The organism is Streptomyces sp. NPDC050636, assembly GCF_040654775.1.
Lineage (GTDB): Bacteria > Actinomycetota > Actinomycetes > Streptomycetales > Streptomycetaceae > Streptomyces.
On the sequence record NZ_JBFAIP010000020.1, the window covers coordinates 87850 to 105574 of the forward strand.

General features: G+C 68.7%; 11 protein-coding genes. 7 read left to right on the plus strand and 4 right to left on the minus strand.

The genetic code is table 11. The features are described from left to right. Positions 1 to 394 precede the first annotated feature (394 nt). Together AB0I10_RS18040 and AB0I10_RS18045 are read left to right on the plus strand one after the other, a co-directional pair. Complete coding sequence (locus AB0I10_RS18040; protein ID WP_363153437.1) at positions 395 to 1171, plus strand: calcium-binding protein; 777 nt, start codon at positions 395 to 397, stop codon at positions 1169 to 1171. A gap of 251 nt (positions 1172 to 1422) precedes the next feature. Continuing rightward, on the plus strand, positions 1423 to 2931 hold the full coding sequence (locus tag AB0I10_RS18045; protein ID WP_363153438.1) for an alpha/beta hydrolase: 1509 nt from the start codon (positions 1423 to 1425) through the stop codon (positions 2929 to 2931). 99 nt (positions 2932 to 3030) lie between these two features. On the opposite strand, the gene AB0I10_RS18050 is transcribed toward AB0I10_RS18045, so the two are convergent. Then, positions 3031 to 3717: a hypothetical protein gene (locus AB0I10_RS18050; RefSeq protein ID WP_363153439.1), complete on the minus strand. Its 687-nt coding sequence runs from the start codon at positions 3715 to 3717 to the stop codon at positions 3031 to 3033. Positions 3718 to 4390: 673 nt separating this feature from the next. On the opposite strand from AB0I10_RS18050, the gene AB0I10_RS18055 reads away from it, so the two are divergent. The 3 genes from AB0I10_RS18055 (at position 4391) to AB0I10_RS18065 (ending at position 9201) form a co-directional block, all read left to right on the plus strand. Beyond that, positions 4391 to 5257 (plus strand): AraC family transcriptional regulator, encoded by an 867-nt coding sequence (locus AB0I10_RS18055; protein WP_363153440.1) that lies wholly within the window; start codon positions 4391 to 4393, stop codon positions 5255 to 5257. Between the two features lie 471 nt (positions 5258 to 5728). Beyond that, positions 5729 to 6199, plus strand: coding sequence for a hypothetical protein (locus AB0I10_RS18060; protein ID WP_363153441.1), 471 nt, complete (start codon positions 5729 to 5731; stop codon positions 6197 to 6199). Further along, on the plus strand, positions 6196 to 9201 hold the full coding sequence (locus AB0I10_RS18065) for a tetratricopeptide repeat protein (RefSeq protein WP_363153442.1): 3006 nt from the start codon (positions 6196 to 6198) through the stop codon (positions 9199 to 9201). Before AB0I10_RS18060 ends, AB0I10_RS18065 begins: the two co-directional genes overlap by 4 nt. 81 nt (positions 9202 to 9282) lie before the next feature. Here AB0I10_RS18065 and AB0I10_RS18070 read toward each other — a convergent pair whose 3' ends face one another. From AB0I10_RS18070 to AB0I10_RS18080, 3 genes are all read right to left on the minus strand, one after another. After that, entirely contained in the window at positions 9283 to 11088 is a 1806-nt protein-coding gene (locus AB0I10_RS18070) for a lytic transglycosylase (RefSeq protein ID WP_363153443.1), read from the minus strand. Between the two features lie 146 nt (positions 11089 to 11234). Beyond that, on the minus strand, positions 11235 to 12830 hold the full coding sequence (locus AB0I10_RS18075) for a S1 family peptidase (RefSeq protein ID WP_363153444.1): 1596 nt from the start codon (positions 12828 to 12830) through the stop codon (positions 11235 to 11237). A gap of 177 nt (positions 12831 to 13007) precedes the next feature. Beyond that, entirely contained in the window at positions 13008 to 13484 is a 477-nt protein-coding gene (locus tag AB0I10_RS18080; protein ID WP_363153445.1) for a hypothetical protein, read from the minus strand. A 361-nt stretch (positions 13485 to 13845) separates the two neighbouring features. Between AB0I10_RS18080 and AB0I10_RS18085 the strand changes: the two genes are divergently transcribed. Next, entirely contained in the window at positions 13846 to 17349 is a 3504-nt protein-coding gene (locus AB0I10_RS18085; protein ID WP_363153446.1) for a colicin E3/pyocin S6 family cytotoxin, read from the plus strand. Continuing rightward, the gene (locus AB0I10_RS18090) at positions 17346 to 17576 is read left to right on the plus strand and encodes a hypothetical protein (RefSeq protein ID WP_363153447.1); all 231 of its coding nucleotides are present in this window, start codon (positions 17346 to 17348) and stop codon (positions 17574 to 17576) included. The genes AB0I10_RS18085 and AB0I10_RS18090 overlap by 4 nt, the downstream gene beginning before the upstream one ends. The last annotated feature ends 149 nt before the right edge of the window (positions 17577 to 17725 follow it).

The following is a 17725-nucleotide window of genomic DNA, read 5'->3' on the forward strand; positions in this document are numbered from 1 at the left end:
TGTGAGAGCGTCGCCTCGGATGAAATCTCTTCGCATGGAAGGGAATTGTGTCCATGGAGTAATTCAAGTGTGAACGCCCGTGAAACCCATGAACACCTATGAACACCCGTGAACTCCTGCGACCTCCCGCGAATGCTGCGGCCCGGCTCGGCCCGGGCGTCGTGGCCTCCTAGCAGAGGCACTGGCGGCATGACATGCGTGCCGGGACCGGTCGCACGCTTCTGCATGTGCGGGATCAGGGAAGGCACGGCAGCGGGAGGCGGGATGGGGACTTCGGGGGAATCGGTGTGATCGACCGGCCGTTGTGCAGAAACGTTCAACTCTTTACAGTTGGCCACTCATCCGCCCGCCGTGTCATACATCCGGCGGGCATCTTCACCTTGTGGGGAGATTCATGCGCAAGCGCGCAATCTTCGCTGTACTCGCCGCTGTCACGGCGGTGGGCGGATTCGCCGTCCCCGCCGCGTACGCGGACGAGACCGTCGGCGACATCCAGATCACCAATGTCACCGTCAACGGCGGCAAAGACATCGCGATCGGCCTCGTCGACAAGACGATCACGGTGTCGGTGACCGCCACCGATCCGTCCGGCATCTGGGACGCCGATTTCCACCTGTGGCGCGGCACCGACCCCGACAACCCCGTCGGCTACATCAAGCCGAACGAGGACACCACCCCCGCGGACTGCGTCGCCGCCGGCGCGACCACGTCCACCTGCTCGAAGACCTTCACCTTCGAACCGGACTGGTGGCTCACCAACGCCGACGCCGGGACCTGGAAGGTCGGAGTCCAGGCGTGGGCCAACGACGACAGCCGGGCCCAGCGGGACGCCTACACGACCACGCGGCTTCAGCGGTTCTCCAAGCTGACCGTCAACGCGGGTCCGGAGCCGATAGCCAAGGGCAAGACCCTCACGGTCACCGGCAAGCTCACCCGGGCGAACTGGGACACCGACACCTACGCGGGCTACACCGCCCAGCCGGTCAAGCTCCAGTTCCGCAAGGCGGGCACCAGCACCTACACCACCATCAAGACGGTGAACACCTCCAGCACCGGTGACCTGAAGACCACGGCCACCGCGTCCGTGGACGGCTACTGGCGCTGGAACTTCGCCGGCACCTCGACCACCCCGGCCGTCACGGCGACCGGCGACTACGTCGACGTGCAGTAGTACCCCCTGGTTGTGGGGCCGGGTGTCCCGCGTGACGCCCGGCCCCACGCCGCCCGCCCGGTCCCGGATGCGCCACGGCTGCCGTCGTCAGGCCGTGCTCAAGCGGCCGTTCCACGGCCCCCGCGGACAGCTTCGACGTCGACCATCACATCGACCCAGGGCTCGTGGAGTCGATGCCCGGGGGGTAACCCCACCCCTGACGTCATGCCTGCCGGATGGGCAAGAGAGCTCCGCTCAACAACCCTTGCCTCATGACGACTTACTCCCGCAGGGCTCTTCTCCTCGCTCTCTCCGCCACCACCGTCGCGACGACCCTGGCCGCTGTAGGTACCCCGGAGGCGCAAGCCAAAGCCGCTGCCACCGCACCCGCCCTGACGTGGCGGCCCTGCGCCCAACCCGCCGGGCCCGCCGAGCAGGAGTGCGCCGAGCTGCCGGTACCGCTCGACTACCGCGATCCGGACGGCCCGCAGCTCACTCTCGCCGTGTCCCGTCTGCGCAGCGAGCGGCCCGAGGCGCGGCGCGGGACGCTGTTGATGATCCCTGGAGGGCCGGGTGGCTCCGGGGTGCAGCAGCTGCGGGAGAAAGGGGATGCGCTGCGGAAGGAGATGGCGGGCGCGTACGACATCGTCAGCTTTGATCCGCGTGGGGTGGGAGGCAGCACGACGGCGAGCTGTGAGCTCAGGGCGGATGACCGGCATCTGGTGCACCTGCGGTCCTGGCCGGGGCCGGACGGCGAGATCGCCGAGAACGTCGCGCGGTCCCGGCGTATCGCCGACGCCTGCGGTCGTCACGGGGGTGCCGTGCTGCGAAGCCTCTCCACCGCGAACGAGGTGCGCGACATCGAACGCTTCCGCCAGGTACTGGGTGAGGAGAAACTGTCGGCCTGGGCGAGCTCGTACGGGACATACGTAGGGGCCGTGTACGCGCAGAAGTACCCGCAGCACACCGACCGTTGGGTACTGGACAGCAGCGGTGACCCCGACCCGGCCCGCGTCGGACGGGGCTGGCTGGCGAACATGTCGGCGGGCGCAGACGACCGGTTCCCCGACTTCGCGGCCTGGGCATCGGCCCCGGCCCGGGAGGGCGAAGGGCTGCGGCTTGCCGAACGGGCCGACGACATACGGCCGTTGTTCCTCGCGCTGGCGGCGAAACTGGACCGCGAGCCGAAGGAGTCGACGAGCGAGGGCGTCCCGCTGACCGGTAACCGGCTGCGGCAGGCACTCCAGAGCGCCCTGGACAGCGATGCCTCCTTCGCCCCGCTGGCGCGGCTCATCCAGGCGGCCCGGAACCCGGCCGAAAAGCCGGCTCTGCCCGCCGAACTCGCCCAACCCCTGCGCGACCAGGACGCGGCGGTCACCGTCGGGGTCGTCTGCAACGATGTGCGCTGGCGGGGCCCGGTCTCCTCGTACCGGCGCGCGGTGGCCGCCGACCGCGTCCGGCACCCGCTCACGGCCGGGATGCCGGCGAACCTCACGCCCTGCACCTTCTGGAAGGACGCACCGGTGGAGAAGCCCACCCGGATCACCCCCGAGGGCCCGTCCAACATCCTGATGATCCAGAACCTCCGAGACCCCTACACCCCGTACTTCGGAGCCCTGAAGATGCGCAAGGCCCTCGGCGACCGGGCCCGCCTCGTCACGGTCGGCCGCGGCGGCCACGGCGTCTACCTGGGCAACGGCAATGCCTGTGGCGACCGCAAGGTCACCGAATTCCTCTCGGCGGGCAAGCGTCCGGAGCGGGACGCGTACTGCGCGGAATGACCTGACCCGGCGACGCTGGAGAGGCCGGGCAACAAACCAGGCTGATCAGCCAGGCTGATCAGCGTGAGCAGACGCAGGAGCGCGATGGCAGCGGAGCCATCAGCCGATGCACACAACTCCCAGCAGGCACACGTGCGTCGGCGTCGTCGGCTCGGCCGCCGGCGTCGGCTCATTGCTCGCGGGCGAGGCGTCTGTGTCGGAGCGTTCGGTGGAGGCGGGTGCGGTCGACTCTGGAGCTGCGGCGTCGGCGCTGTCGACGTGCGCCTTCTTGGCCGGCGTGTGGGTGGCGTGCGGGGACCCGGGGGGCTGAGTCGTGGGGCCGGACTTCGGCTGTGGGCTCGTCGTGGCAGTGGTAGGTGTGGCGGCCGTGGTGCGTTGGTGCCCGCTGGTTGTCACGGGTGGGCGAGTGCCGGTATGCCGCGAAGCCCGGCTTTCCGGCTGCTCCGATGGGGCGTCGGTGACCGGGGTCCGGGGGGCGGCCGCGTTCTCGGGGTCCGGCGCCGCGGCCGCGTACGTGTGGCCGCCGGAAGGCTTGTTCGGCAGCAGGGCAACGGTCAGGGCGCCACCGGCAATGGCAAAGGCCGTTGCGGCCACGGCCCGCCGCCGGTGCTTCTTCCAACGTGCCAGCTGCCGACGCCGAGCCGCCCGGCCCTGCCCGGTGGGGGCGGTGCCTGCCGGCCCGCTGGACGAACCAGCGCCGGACGCATCGTTCACCGCTTCATCGGATGCGCCGCTGCCGATCGGCGCGGCACCCGAGTGATGAGTGCGGTGCAGGGGCTCTGGCACGGGGGCTTCCTCCGTGTGCCATGCCTCCCACGTCGTCGCGGTAGCGGCCACCGGGCTGTGGTGGTGGGCGGGCGGGGCTATGTCAGGAGCGTAATCGCCGCATCCTGGACACACGAGTGCCCCGTTGAGGTTCCGGCGGCACGACGAGCAGTAGTCCATCTGCGATCTTTCTGCTGACTGCGCCGCAGGGGACGCCGGCGACTTGATTCACGTTCGCACGCGGGATCGAGCGGGCAGTAACGCTAACGGCACCCGCAGAGGCCAACATGTATGCCTTGTGGCGCTTCCGTGAAGATTCCTTGACGGCGGCTCTCGCACTCCGGACATGTCGCGATGAATGACGTGACCGGCTACTGGACTTGGAGCCGCCCTCCGTCGCGTTGCCGGTCAGGACGCGTTCGAAGTGGGTGATGCCCATGGGGCAGGCCCAGGATCGGGCCGATGCGGGCGGGGCCACGTGGGTTCCACGGTTCCATGCCGCAGCGCCATGCCGTGGTTCCATGCCGTGGTTCCTTATGTCACCGCCGAGTCCGGCTTTTCGTTGTGGGCGATGTATGTGTGGGGTGCGGGGATCGTCGGCGACCTGTCATACCCGATCGGACCGGGCACAGAATGTCGGGTCTGGCAGGGTGCGACCTTCCTAACGTGATGGACGTAAAGGAAGGAGACCGAGGTGCTGGAGCGGTTGAACGAGGCCCTGGACCACATCGAGTCGCATCTCGATCAGCGGATCGAGGTGACCGAGCTGGCGCGGATCGCGGTGACCTCGGAGTACCACTTCCGCCGGCTGTTCTCCGCGCTGGCGGGGGTCTCGCTGTCGGACTACATCCGGCGCAGGCGGCTCACCATCGCGGGTGCCGAGGTGCTCGCCGGAGAGCGGACGCTGCTGGAGATCGCGGTGCGCTACGGCTACGGCTCGGGGGAGGCGTTCGCGCGTGCGTTCCGGGGTGTGCACGGTGTGGGTCCGGGCGAGGCCCGGCGGACCGGTGCCGCTCTGCGCTCCCAGCCGCGGATGTCGTTCCGTCTCATTGTCGAAGGTGGCAGCAGTATGCGATACCGGGTTGTGGAGAAGGAGCAGCTCCGTGTGGTCGGGAAGAAGGTCCGAGTGCCTCTCGTCCATGAGGGGGTGAACCCGGCGATTGCCGATTTCATCCGAGGCATCGACCACGACACGATGCGGCGTATCACCGCTCTGTCCGACCAGGAGCCGGAGGGGATCGTAGGGGTGAGCGACAACATCGACCCGAGTCGGGCGGAGGGAACCGAACTCGACTACTACCACGGTGTGGTGACCCGGTCTGCCGTGCCCGAGGACCTGGACGTGCTCACCGTCCCGGCGGGGACATGGGCCGTCTTCGAGAACTCCGGGGCGTTCCCGCAGGCGCTCCAGTACCTGTGGCGGGACGTGTTCACGCAGTGGTTCCCGTCCAATCCGTACCAGAGCAGGCCGGGACCCGAGATCCTGCGCACCCGGCTGTCGCAGGACGCGGCACATGCGGACGCGGAGCTCTGGATCCCCATGGAGCGCACCGCGGTCTGAGCGGGTGGCGCGACGGTGTCCCGCCCCGGACACCGCCGCGCCGCCGCGCCACCGCGCCGGAGATGATGCAGGGAACATCCAGAACCCGGACGTGAAAGGACTGCAGGTGGCATTCGAGTACTGATACCGAGGCACCTGTTGGTCTCAGTTCTGGTCTCAGTTGCCTCTGACGGGCCACAGTCGGCTACCGGCCGTTGAGAACTGCGCGGCACACGTTGCAGAACATGGCCGTGTCACGGCCGTACTGGCGCATCAGCTGTCGGCACTCGGCGCACGGACCCAGCTCCCACGGCGGGCAGCCCAGCGCGGCGGAGGCAGCGGCCCGCCCCGGCATCGGGTGGCTTTGTTTGTGGCTTCAGCGGAGGAGGTCCTGTACGGAGACGATGTCGGTGGTGTCCGCTACCGTCGAGTGGACGGCGAGTCAGGCGCCTTCGGGGGTAGGGCGTCGGCAGGCTCGTCGAAGAAGGAGGCATGATGCTGCAGGAACTGGTTCTGGCGGGCGGCACGACGGTCGTAGGGGCTATGGCAACCGATTCCTGGGCGGCGGTCCGTGCCGGAGTGGCCAGGCTCTTCCGGCACCGTGGTGAGGAACGTCAGTCGGCCATTGAGGCGCAGTTGGACGGCAACGCGGAGTTGGTCGGGCAAGCCGAGGACAGAGAACGTGTACGCCAGAGTCTGATTGCGCTGTGGTCGCTGGAGCTGGAATCGCTGTTGGACCGCCACCCGGAGGCCGTCGACGAGCTTCGGGCCCTGATCAGCGAGATCGAGGCAGGGCGGCCGACGGGGCAGGAGACGTGGGTGCAGACCAACGTCGCCCGGGACAACGGCCGGGTGTTCGCCTCCCAGGGCGGCAACGTCATCATTCACGAAACACCACTCGGCGGACGGTCGGTGACCGCGCACGGGGCAGGCGACGAGGAGGGCACCGGAGACGCCCGTTGAGTCCCTCGGTTGCCGAAGCCTGGTCGGAGGACGGCAACGGCGCCCGCCAACGGATCCGGGTGGACAACGGATTCGGCTACGGGGTCATAGGCGCCGACCTGCACGTCTTCGCTGACCGAGGTCCGGTCTACCTGCTCGCCGAGCACCGTCCACCGCCGGCGGACCTGGACCGTGCATGGTTGACCACGCAGCCCAGTCGATTGCTCAACGCCCGTTACCAGACTGTGGACTTCACCGGCCGGGATCGGGAGCGGGCCGAGCTGGCCGCCTGGCGTGACGGCGGCGGCCCGCGCGTCTCGGCGATGTGGCTGCACGGTACCGGCGGGCAGGGCAAGTCACGGTTGGCGGCCGAGTTCGCCGCCGACAGCACCGCAGCGGGCTGGAAGGTGGTCACGGCCACCCACGGCCCCGGTGCCGTCCTGCCGCAGCCGGGAAGTCAGGATCTTCGGCTGAACGGTGCCACCGGGCTGCTCCTGATCGTCGACTACGCGGACCGCTGGCCTGTCTCCCATCTGACCTGGCTGTTCAGCAACAAGCTGTTCGACGGAACGGTGCCCGCACGGCTGCTGTTGCTGGCACGGTCGACCACTCAGTGGCCGGCCGTCCGGGCTGCGCTGGAAGACCTCACCGCGGAGACCGGCGACCTGGAGCTGGCGCCGCTCGACGCCGAGCCTGATCGTGGTGCGCGGACGGCCATGTTCACCAGGGCCCGTGACTGCTTCGCGGCCTGCTACGGACTCGCCGACCCGACCGTCGTAGGTCCGCCCGATGACCTGCACCGGCCGGACTTCGGACTCGTCCTTGCGGTGCACATGGCCGCGTTGGTCGCCATCGACGCCCACACCCGCGGGCAACGGCCTCCGAAGGGCATGGCCGGGCTCTCCGCCTACCTGCTGAACCGTGAACGCAAGCACTGGGCACAGCTCTGGGAGAACAGACTCGAAGGCCTTGAGTTCGGGACTCCGCCCAGCGAGATGAACCGTGTGGTGTTCACCGCGGCACTGACCGGAGCCACCGCCCACGCGAACGGCAAGGCCACCCTGACCCGTCTCGGCATGGAGCGCCCGGAGCGACTGCTGACCGACCATGCCGCTTGCTACCCGTCGTCGGAGCCAGGCGCCGTATTGGAGCCGCTCTATCCCGACCGGCTGGCCGAGGACTTCCTCGCGCTGAGCCTCCCCGGGCACCACATCACCGCCTACCCCGCGGCTCCTTGGGCGGAGGCGACGGCAGACGAACTGAGCGCACGCCCCGAGGACGACACGTCGCGCGGCCATGTCGCCCGGGCCGTGACCTTCCTGGCCTCGGCCGCGGCTCCCCATCGCTGGCCGCACGTGGCGCACCACCTCGAGCGGATCCTGCGCGCGGATCCGGCACTGGCCGTTGCCGCGGGCAGCACTGCCCTGAGTACAGTGGCCGAACTCGACATCGAGCCAGCTGTCATGGAGGCGGTCGAAGCCCACTTCCCCAGATTCGGTCAGGCAGACCTGGACGTGGGAATTGCCGCTTTCACGGAACGGCTCACGGCGTATCGGCTCTCCACCACCGATGTTCCCTCCGAGCGCGCTCGCCTGTATCAGGACCTCGGATTCCGGCTGTCGAGGGCCGGGCGCCGGGAAGACGCCGTGGCCGTTACACAGGAGGCGGTGCGTACCTTCCGACGAGCGGCCGCCGACGCCGCGGCGTACGAGCCGGGCCTCGCCATGGCCCTGGTCAACCTCAGCGAGTGCGCCTTTCGTGCCGGCCGTTCGAAGGAGAGTCAGCGGGCGGCCGAGGAGGCGGCCACGCTCTTCCGGAGACTGGCCGCATCGGATCCGGCTGCGTACGAGCCCGGTCTGGCGATGTCGCTCAGCCACCTGGGACAGGGGCTGTCGGACTCACGGCGTACAGAAGAAGCCCTCGCCTCCACCGAGCGCGCAGTCGGCATGTTCTGGCGGTTGGCCGCGTCCCATCCGGCTGCGTACGAGCCCGGTCTGGCGATGGCGCTGGCCAACCTCGGCGTCCTGTCCTGGCGACTGCGCCGCTGGAGCGACGGGCTGGTCGCCACCGAGCGGGCGGTCGAGATCATCCGACGGCAGGTGACGACGGCCCCCTCTACGGACGAGTCGGACCTCGCACGGTCCCTCGCACTGGATGAGTCCGTCCTGGCGCTCTCACTGGGCAACCTGGCGGTGCTGCTCTGGGGAGCACGCCGTCGGACCGACGCGATCAGCGCCCTTCAGGAAGCGGTGGGGATCAGCCGACGACTGGCCGCGGTGAACCCCGAGGCGCACGAACCGTCGCTCGCGCAGCTGACGACGAATCTCGGCGTCTACCTGTCGCGGGTGCGGCGGTGGAAGGCAGCCCTGGCTGCAGCTGGGGAGGCAGCGGAGATCTGCGGCCGTCTCGCGGCCGTCGACCCGGCGCGGTACGAGGCCGCGCTCGCGAGGTCACTGCAGGTTTCGGCGTTGGCGCGGCTCGGTGACTCACAGGATCTGGGGCCGGCGCAGCGGGCGGTGGACCAGGCCGTTGGGATCTACCGGAGGCTCGCGGCAGAGCGGCCATCGGAGTTCCACAACGCGTGGGAAGAGGCCGTGGAGACCCGGGAGGCCGTGCATGATGCGCTCGCCGGCCTCCCCGTCAAGATCAGTATCCGCTGGACGGTGGAGGAGCACTGGTCGACTCTGCTGAACCAGGACGAGGTCTGGCAGGACGCCCGGGACCGGCGCATTCGCCTGGACGAGATGGACCCCGCCTACTGCACCAATGTCCTGAACTTCATACTCCCGCAGGCTGACGGCATCGTGCAGATGCTGCTCAACGGGCTCATCGTCGTTCCCGAAGCATTGGGCTGGAAGGAGGGAGACGACGCGGTCTCGTGGCTGGAGCGGCAGCCTCTCGTGACCGCCCTACGACGCCGGGCGGCGGGAGAGCGGGCCCGAGCTGAACTGTGTCACTGCGGGTACCGGATTCAACCTGATTGGAGCCATGAGTACTGCTACCCCGGAATCATCGTGGACTGATCCCTGCACTTTGGGTGCCGGCCTCTCGGGATGTGATCGACCTGGAGAACGGGCGTAGCTCTCGTGGGAGAGCGCGACGTCTCAGGAGCTCTGCTGTCCGGGTGCCGGTTCACCGACCGTGAGAGGGATGTCCAAGGCGGCTCCTTCTGGGGTGGTGAGGCGGAGTGTGTAGGTCCCGGGGCGCTGGCCGGTGAAGAGCTGCGGGAGGGTGAGGTGGCCGTCGGAGTCGGTGCCGGGGAGGACGAGGGTGCGGACGGGGTCGCCGTGCTCGTCCTCGAAGTACGGACCGAACGCACTCTCCTGGGGCTCCCCTTGGCTGTCGAGTACGGCCGCGGTGATGCGTACGGCGGAGGCGGGTCGGTGGTCTTCCGTCGCCCGGACTTGCAGGAGTTCAGGGAGATGGCTGTTGATGGCGGCCCGGAGGGGCTGCTGGTTGAGGAGTTCGAGCAGGTCGGCCGTCGGCGTGGGCGCTCGCTGGACGGTGGCGGTGAATGTGGTGGACGGGCTGCGCCTCTCGGGGGTGGTGGCGGTAACGATGACGCGTCCTGGGCGATCGCCGGCCAGGACGACCGGCGCGGTGGCGATGCCGTGACGGTCGGTGGCGACGGTTGCGGTCGTGGCCGGGCTGGGGAAGTGTGCCCCGGCGGTACCGGTGATGCGGTACGTCACCTTGGCGTTGGCCACCGTGTGTCCGTGGGCGTCAGTGGCGCGTGCCTGGGGCCGCCGCTCGAACACCTCGCCCGGCGTCCGGTCTCCCAGACTCTCGGCTCCGATGCGAGCCAAGCGGGTGACCGTGCGGTGGTCGGTGACCGCGTGTTCTTCCGGTACGGGGACGGGCCTCTTGGCGGGCTTGTCGGCAGGGCGGGGCGGCGTAACAGGCGTGCTGGGGTGGTGGGTTGCTGATCCTTGCGGTATGCGGTCCTGCTTGGTCCGGGGCTGTGCGGGGGGCTCTGTGTCAGCGGGGCTGGCCAGTGCGCCGGCGACAGGGTTGCGGGCGTCTGCGTCTGCGTCTGCGGGGTCGGGGTTGTGCGGGATGGTGGGAGTGTCGTCCGCCGTCGCGGTGACCTTGCCGCCTTGGTAGGTGCGCATCCAGTCCCGTACGGCGTTCACGTACGCGCGGGAGTTGTTGTAGCTGAGGATGGCCTTGTCGAGGTCGGCCGGTTGGTTCAGGTCGCGGCCGCCGGCGCAGAGGTAGTGGGCGGTGCCGAGGGCGGCGTCGTAGATGTTGTCGGGGTCGTTGACGCCGTCGCTGTTTCCGTCGGCTCCCCATGTCGCCCAGGTGGAAGGGATGAACTGCAGGGGGCCGACGGCGCGGTCGTACTCGGAGTCCCCGTCCCAGCGGCCTCCGTCTGTGTCACGGATCAGAGCGAACTGTGTGCCGTCCAGGCGCGGGCCGCGGATCGGCTTGGCAGTGGACCCGTCGGTGCGCAGGCCGTAGCCGGAAGCGTGCACGGACTCGACACGGCCGATGCCCGCGACCAGTTGCCAGGGCAGATGGCAGGACGGCCGGCCGCTGCTCAGCGTCCGCTCGGCCTTCTTGTAGGCGTCCAGGGCGGTGGCGGGTATGCCCGCTGCGCCCGCGCTTCCCTCGGACTTCGCTTCTTCGTCCGCGGCCAGGTCCTGGCCGCCACCCCCTGGCACGTCGGACAGATCGGACGGGTCGAGGTCCGGTACGCCGCGGGGCTGGGCCTGTGGGCCGTCGGCATCAGGGACGGTGCTGCTGGCGTCGGCGCTCGGGGGGCCGGCGACCGGCAGTGGGCTGATCGTGGACGCGGCGGTCAGGCCGGCGGCCAGCGCGCAGACGCACAGGCCCTGACGTACACGGCGGGCGACGAGCGAGGAGAGGGCGGACGACAGAGCGGATGACAGAGCAGGAAGGGTGTTCATGGGTGAGGGGGTCCTCGACGTCAAGGCATACGAGATGGAGTTCGAGGAGAACGGGGCGGAGGGCCGGCGTCACAGGACACCGGCGCCGGGAGATCCGGCCGACCGTCGGCAGTGGCGAACGGCCGGCCGGGTCCCGCACTACCGAATCAGCCGACGATCTTGGTTTCGCCGTGGGTGCCGGCGGCGTTCACGCCCGGGTAGAGGCCCAGCGTGCCGTTCTCCCAGCGCACCAGCACATCATTGGGGCGGTCGTTGGCGACGAAGGCGCCGGTGGTGACGACGGTGGCCTTGGTCCATGGGGACTTGGCCGGCCGGATCTTGATCTCGCCGTGGAATCCGGCGGCGTCGACACCCGGGTAGATGGTGGCCTCGCCGTCGGACCAGCGCACCAGCAGGTCCGCGGTCTTCTTCCCGGTGAACTCACCCGCGCTGATCTGCTCGGCGTGCGGCCACGTCGTGTTCTTGGCCTTGGCGAGGTTCTTCTCGCCGCTCAGACCCTTGGTGTTTAGGTCTGTGTACAGGGACACCTCACCGTCCGTCCAGGTGACGATCAGGTCGTCGCGCTGGGCGTTGGCGGTGTACTTGCCCGCGGTGATCTGCTTGGCGTGCGGCCATGTCGTGTTCTTGGCGGGGGCGAGCTTCTTCTCCCCGTGGAAGCCCTTCTGGTCCACGTGGGTGTACTGCGTCAGCTCCCCGTCGACCCAGCGCACCACCAGGCCGTCCGAGCCGCCGCCGAAGCCGGCGGCCGTGATCTGCTTGGCGTACTGCCAGGTGCTCTTCGCCTTCGCCAGCTGGAACTCGGCGGTGAAGGGGTGCCGGGCGTCCTTGTCGTCCGCGCCCTGGTAGAGGGTGACCTCACCGTCGATCCAGCGCACGATCATGTCCATGTGCCGCGTGCCGCCGGCCGAGCCGCCCGTGAAGTAACCCGAGGTGATGTGGGTCGCCTTGTTCCAGGGCGCGTTGGGGAAGGCCGTACGGTAGCGGACCTTCTGCACCCAGGTGTTGAGGTCGTCCACCCGGGTATCGACGGCGCCCGTACGGGTCTCCGACGGATCGGTGGCCAGGCATCCGCCCTGCCAGGAGGTGCTGTTGACCGCGACGAGCTCCACGCGTCCGGCGGCCTCCCGCACCGCAGGACCGCCGGTGTCACCCTTGCAGACGGCGCCATCGGCGGGCGTCTTGCCGCTGATGCCGATCGAACCGTCCTGCACCGAGTCCACGGTGAACGCGGCACTGTGCAGCCGGTCGGGAACCCACGAGGTCTTGCCGCGGCCGTAGCCCGCGACCTTCAGTTCCTCGCCCTGCGTGGGCGCGGTGGTGCCGATGGCCACCGGGGTGACCCCGGTGACCGGCTTGGCGAGCTTCGCCATCACCAGGTCGCGCCCCTGATAGGGGACGAGCTCGACGACGTCGGTCACGCTGCCGGTCGTCTGCGTGAGGTTGGTGCGGCCGACGGTGGCGGTCGTCTTCCACTTCGGCGCGCCCTCGGAGACCTTGAAGCCCTTGTTGGGGTTTTCAGCGAAGCAGCTGCTGGCGGTAATCACCCACTGCTTGTCGACCAGGGCACCCGAGCAACTGCGCTTGCCGTCACCGATATCGAGTTTCGCGGTGAACGCGTACGTACCGTCCTTGACGGGTTCACCGACCACGGCATTCGCCGGGGTGGCGGTCAACGCACCGGCGGCTATCGCAGTGGTAAGGAGTCCGGTCATCCACGCTGCGCGCGGACGTGTGCTGAGCATGTTTCTATTTCCTAAATCACAGAAGGAGAGAGCAAGTTGAGGTGACCCGTACGTACGGATTCACCGGCGTCGCGAAGCAGGTTCAGCCGGAACTGATTGATGCGTTGGTTTCCCTTGCCTCTCCCGGGTTCTCGTACAGGATCCCGAGCGGTTCGGGCAGATGAGCTTGCGGCCGGGTCAGTTCTTCACGCGGAGTTCGACCAGGGTCGCTTCCTTGGCGCCGGTGCCAAGGTTGCCCTCGCCGAGTTCTGTCAAGTCGTTCTTCTTCAGGCCGACGGTCTTCGACTTGCCTTCGGAGGTGACCGTGGCGCTGGCGGTGCGGCCGTCGTTCTCCCAGATACCGACGAGTTCGGGGATCTCCAGGGTCAGATATCCGGTCTTCCCGGTGACCTTGAAGCAGTGGCTGACGGGCTTCTGGTTCTTGACCGCCATGACCTCAAGGTCCGGGGCGCCCTTGCAGTCGGCCAGGAGGATGTGGCCGTCCCCCTTGATGAGCTTGACGCCCTGTTCCTTGAGAATTTTGTCCGCGCTCGGGTAATCGAAGTCCTCCACCGCGGAGGGCGGAAGGTCGGCAGCGGCCTTTTGGACAGTGCCGTTCGCGGGCTGCGGAGTGGCCTGAGCTGCGGTGAGGGTGGAGACCCCGGCAATGGCCATGGTGGCACTAACCACGCCGGCAATAAGCGCCTTGCGCGCGCGAATTATCACGAGAGGTTCCTTCCGGAAGGGATGCCGCGACAAGGCGCGGCCGCAGCGGAGATTCAGACAAAAGGGCAGACGCGAACGTATCACCCATGGAACTTCCAGAGTTAACGAGTGCACTTGATAACGACTCAGAAACGATAGGTCTTACGCGTACAACCCCTGGCTTCCCGGATTGTCTGTAGCGCGGCACGAGTGTGAATTCGACATTCCCACGTGGTTATGTTCACCTCTTCGAAGATCGGCAACGCCTGTCAGGATAAGAAGGGTTGATGAGGTGAGATCGAGAGGGAAGTGGCCGAGCTGCATAAGTGCCATGTGCACAACAGTGCTGCCACTGGCGCTCGTCGCAGGAATACTGGGAACGAGTCCGGCATACGCAACGGAGAAGCAGGGCGAGGGAATTGCCCCCGTCCCGGCGACCGACCGCGGTCAGGTCGTGAAACTCTGGGAATCCGGCGGGCCCGGCCTGAAGGCTTCAGCGGAAGTCGCGCTGACGGGATCCGATGACGAGGTTCGGCGCTTCTTGGAAAGCGGGAAGGACCTCGGTCAGTACCGGGACGAGTACATCTCGGCGGTACAGATCCACTCCGTGGGCGGCCGCAATCTGCGCGCGGCCGCCAAGAAGGCCCTGAAGGGATCCCGGGAGGATCTGCGGAACTTCCTGAAGGACGGCTGGAAGAACCCCCTGGAGGCGGACCAGAAGACCCGGGCCGTCCAGATCGTCAGCATCGGCGACAGGAATGTCCAAGAGGCCGGCAAGCAGGCCCTGAGAGGGTCGGCCGAAGATATTCGGGCGTTCCTCGAAACGGGCCAGTACACGGCCCGCGAGGCGGACGAGCGAACCCGCGTCATCCAGATCATCAGCGCCGGAGGCCAGGCGACGAAGCAGGCCGGCAAGGTCGCGCTGCGCGGGGGCGCGGAAGACATCCACGAGTTCCTGGAAGTGGGCCGGCATGTGGCCCACGCCCGGGACCAGGAGCGCGCCACCATCGAGGAGTTGGCGCAGAACGCCAAGGAGGCCGGCGAGCAGGCCAAGCGTGAGACCGACGCCGCCAAGGAGGCATCCGACCGCGCGGTCGAGACCTCGGCTCTGGCCAAGGAAGCCGCTGCGAACGCCGCCCGGGAGAGCGAGAAGGCCCGCAAGGGCTCCCAGGAGGCGGCGAGCGCGGCCGCTGTGGCCGCGGAGGCGGCTCGGGGCGCGGCACGGGCCGCACAGCAGGCGATCGGCGCGGCGCGGGCCGCCAACACCTCCGCCCGGGTCGCGGCCCGAGCCGCCTCCCAGGCCGCGGCGGCCGCGGCCGGTGCGGCCAACGCCGCCTCCCGTGCCCGCAACGCGGCTGCGGGCGCGGCCACGGACGCGGGCAAGGCGGCCGACGCCCGTAAGGCGGCCGTGGTGGCGCGGGACGCAGCCAAGGGCGCCGAGAAGGCGGCCCAGGCAGCCGACCAGGCCGGCAAGGCATCGGATGCCGCAGGCAAGGCCGCACAGTCGGCTGCCAGCGCCAGCGCCAATGCGGATGTGGCTGCCAACGAGGCAGGCAGGGCGAGCAGTTACGCCGATGCGGCCGGGGTGCACTCGGCCGAGGCGAAGGCCGCGGCAGACCAGGCCAAGCGGCACGCCCGCGAGGCGTCCAGCGCGGCCCGGTCCGCCACCAGCCTGGCCCAGCGGTCCGCGGCGGCGGCGTACAAGTCGCGGGACTCGGCCAACGAGGCCGCCAGGCATGCGAGGAACGCCGCGGACGAGGCCGAGAAGGCCGCCGCACACGCCGGAGAGTCGGAAAAGGCCGCAAGCGAGTCGGGGCGGCACGCCACCGAAGCCCAGAAGGCCGCCGATGAGGCGTCCAACGCGGCGAAGAAGGCCGGTGAGATCCACGCCCTGGCACGCCAGATCGAGGAGGAGGAGCTCAAGAACCGTACGTCGGCGGCGATGGAGCAGGCCCGCGACCTGAAGGCCGAGGACGACGAGCGCAAGGCTCAGCAGAAACGCGCCGTCAAGGAGGTCAAGGACCTGGACGCCGAGGCCGCCCGTCTGACGGCCGAGGCGGCCGAATCGGGAACCGACGCCAACGAGGTGACGGCCAAGGGCCGCAAGGTAGCGCTCCTGGCCCTGAAGGTCCGCGGGCCGTGGAGCAAGGCTGCCGCCGAGGTCGCCCTGGCAGGCTCCGACGACGCCGTGCGGGAATACGTGCTCACGGGCTGGAAGAAAGCCGCGGAACAGGACGACCGGGCCCGCGTCGAGTTCCTCGCCGAGGAGGGCTTTTCGACGGCGCTCAGGGAGGCCGCCGAAAAGGCGCTCAAGGGCGACGCGAAGCAGATCGACGCGTTCCTGCGCACCGGCCAGCACGAGGCGTCCGCAGCCGACTACCGCACCCGAGCGGTGCAGCTGTCCAGTGCGGGCAGCACGCACGTACGGGAGGCCGCCAAGACCGCGATCAAGGCCGGCTCGACCGACAAGCTGCTGGAGTTCCTCACCTCCGGCCAGTTCGACACCCGGCTGGCCGACGACCGGACCCGTGCCACGCAGCTGGCCGGCACCGGCGGCCCTGAGCTCCGGGCCGCGGCCAAGATCGCCCTGGTGGGGCCGGCCCAGCAACTGCACAACTTCATCCAGGTCGGCCAGTACAAGGCGACCCGTAAAGACCGGCTCGCGGCCACCCACGACGCTGACATGAAGCGGCTCATCGCCGAGGCGACGGGTATCGCGGCGACCGCGCAGGAGAACGCCCACCGGGCCAAGGAACACGCGCTCCGCGCCAAGAACGCCGCCGCCGAGGCGCGCAACGCGGCCAACGCCGCCCAGAAGTCGGCCTCCGAAGCCGACGGCTACGCCAAGCAGGCCAAGAAGTCCGCTGAGAACGCGGCGGCGTCCGCGGCCCAGGCCGCCGAGTCGGCAAAGCAGGCCCGAGCAGCCGAGAGCGACGCCAACAACGCGGCATCCCGCGCCGTCAAGTCCGCTACCAGTGCGCAGAGTTCGGCCAACTGGGCGCGCGGCTCCGCCGATGAGGCATGGACCGCCGCCAACCAGGCGCGCGCCTCGGCGACTGCCGCCGGGAAGGATTCGGTGGTCGCGGGCCGTGCGGCGACCGAGGCATTCGCAGCCGTCGTCAAGAAGCAGCGTGCGGAGGAAGCAGCCTGGCGTCAGGCTGAGGAGGCCCGGAGAAAGGCCGCCGCTGACGAGCCGGACGACGAGGAACCGGACGACGGCTGGCCGGGCTGGACTCCCGGTTGGCTGAAGGACGGTGTGCAAAGTGTCGGAGACGGCCTGGAGACCGTGGCCACCTACGGCACGGCGGTCCTGACCAACGGCGAGGTCTGGGCGGGACTCGGCGAGACTTTCGTCAGTGTTCTGGCGATAGGGGTCGGCTCGTCAGGCGATATCGCCGGCGGTGCCCTGTGCATCACCGGAGTCGGCTGTTTGGCAGGCGCTCCGGCGATTGCCGCGAGCACAACACTGGTTGTGGGCGGTGCGTTTGGCGTCGCCGACGGTATCGGCAGATTCAGCGACGGACTCGGCACGGCGCTGCGCGACGCCCAGAGCAAGGCGGGCGTTACCCGGAAGATCGACCCTGGCCCCAAGCCGGCTCCGAAGACTCTCCCCGCATTCCCAAAGGCGATGAAGGCCAAGAAGAAGACGCCGGTCCAGGGCGGTGGCGGCCTTCGCGCGCGATGGAAGGACCCGAAGGGGACCATCTACGAATGGGACTCTCAGCACGGGACGGTCGAGAAGTACAATAAAAACGGAAAACACCAGGGTGAGTTCGACCCGGACACCGGGAAGCAGACGAAACCGAAAGACCCTACGCGTGAGGTGGAGAAGTGAGAATCCTCGTAACCACGTACAGGAAGGACTCCGACTTTCCGGAGGATGAGACAGACGTCTCGGGGATCGGTGTGGAGGTTGCCGCCAGCATAGTGGGTATCCCGGCCGATAGGTTCCTCGATGGGTATCTCTTGGACGAAAGTCAGGCGGCCACTCTCGGCAAGCTCACGGGGATCACTTTCGACCTGGACTCCTACGAATATTTCCTGGAAGCCGAAGCCGATTAGGGCTGCGTCACCCGGGGGTTTGTGACACGACATCAAAGGGCCGGTGCGGGCCCGGACACACCCGGCCGGCCCCCACCCCCCCAGGTGTATCAACAGGCCGGCCATGAAGGGCGAAGGTGAGTAAGAGAAAGAGTAGAACCACCCCAGCT

Coding starts and splice junctions, on each gene's coding strand:
- AB0I10_RS18040 (WP_363153437.1), top strand. CDS start 395: ATGCGCAAGCGCGCAATCTTCGCTGTACTCGCCGCTGTCACGGCGGTG.
- AB0I10_RS18045 (WP_363153438.1), top strand. CDS start 1,423: ATGACGACTTACTCCCGCAGGGCTCTTCTCCTCGCTCTCTCCGCCACC.
- AB0I10_RS18060 (WP_363153441.1), top strand. CDS start 5,729: ATGATGCTGCAGGAACTGGTTCTGGCGGGCGGCACGACGGTCGTAGGG.
- AB0I10_RS18070 (WP_363153443.1), bottom strand. CDS start 11,088: ATGAACACCCTTCCTGCTCTGTCATCCGCTCTGTCGTCCGCCCTCTCC.
- AB0I10_RS18075 (WP_363153444.1), bottom strand. CDS start 12,830: ATGCTCAGCACACGTCCGCGCGCAGCGTGGATGACCGGACTCCTTACC.
- AB0I10_RS18080 (WP_363153445.1), bottom strand. CDS start 13,484: ATGGCCATTGCCGGGGTCTCCACCCTCACCGCAGCTCAGGCCACTCCG.
- AB0I10_RS18085 (WP_363153446.1), top strand. CDS start 13,846: ATGTGCACAACAGTGCTGCCACTGGCGCTCGTCGCAGGAATACTGGGA.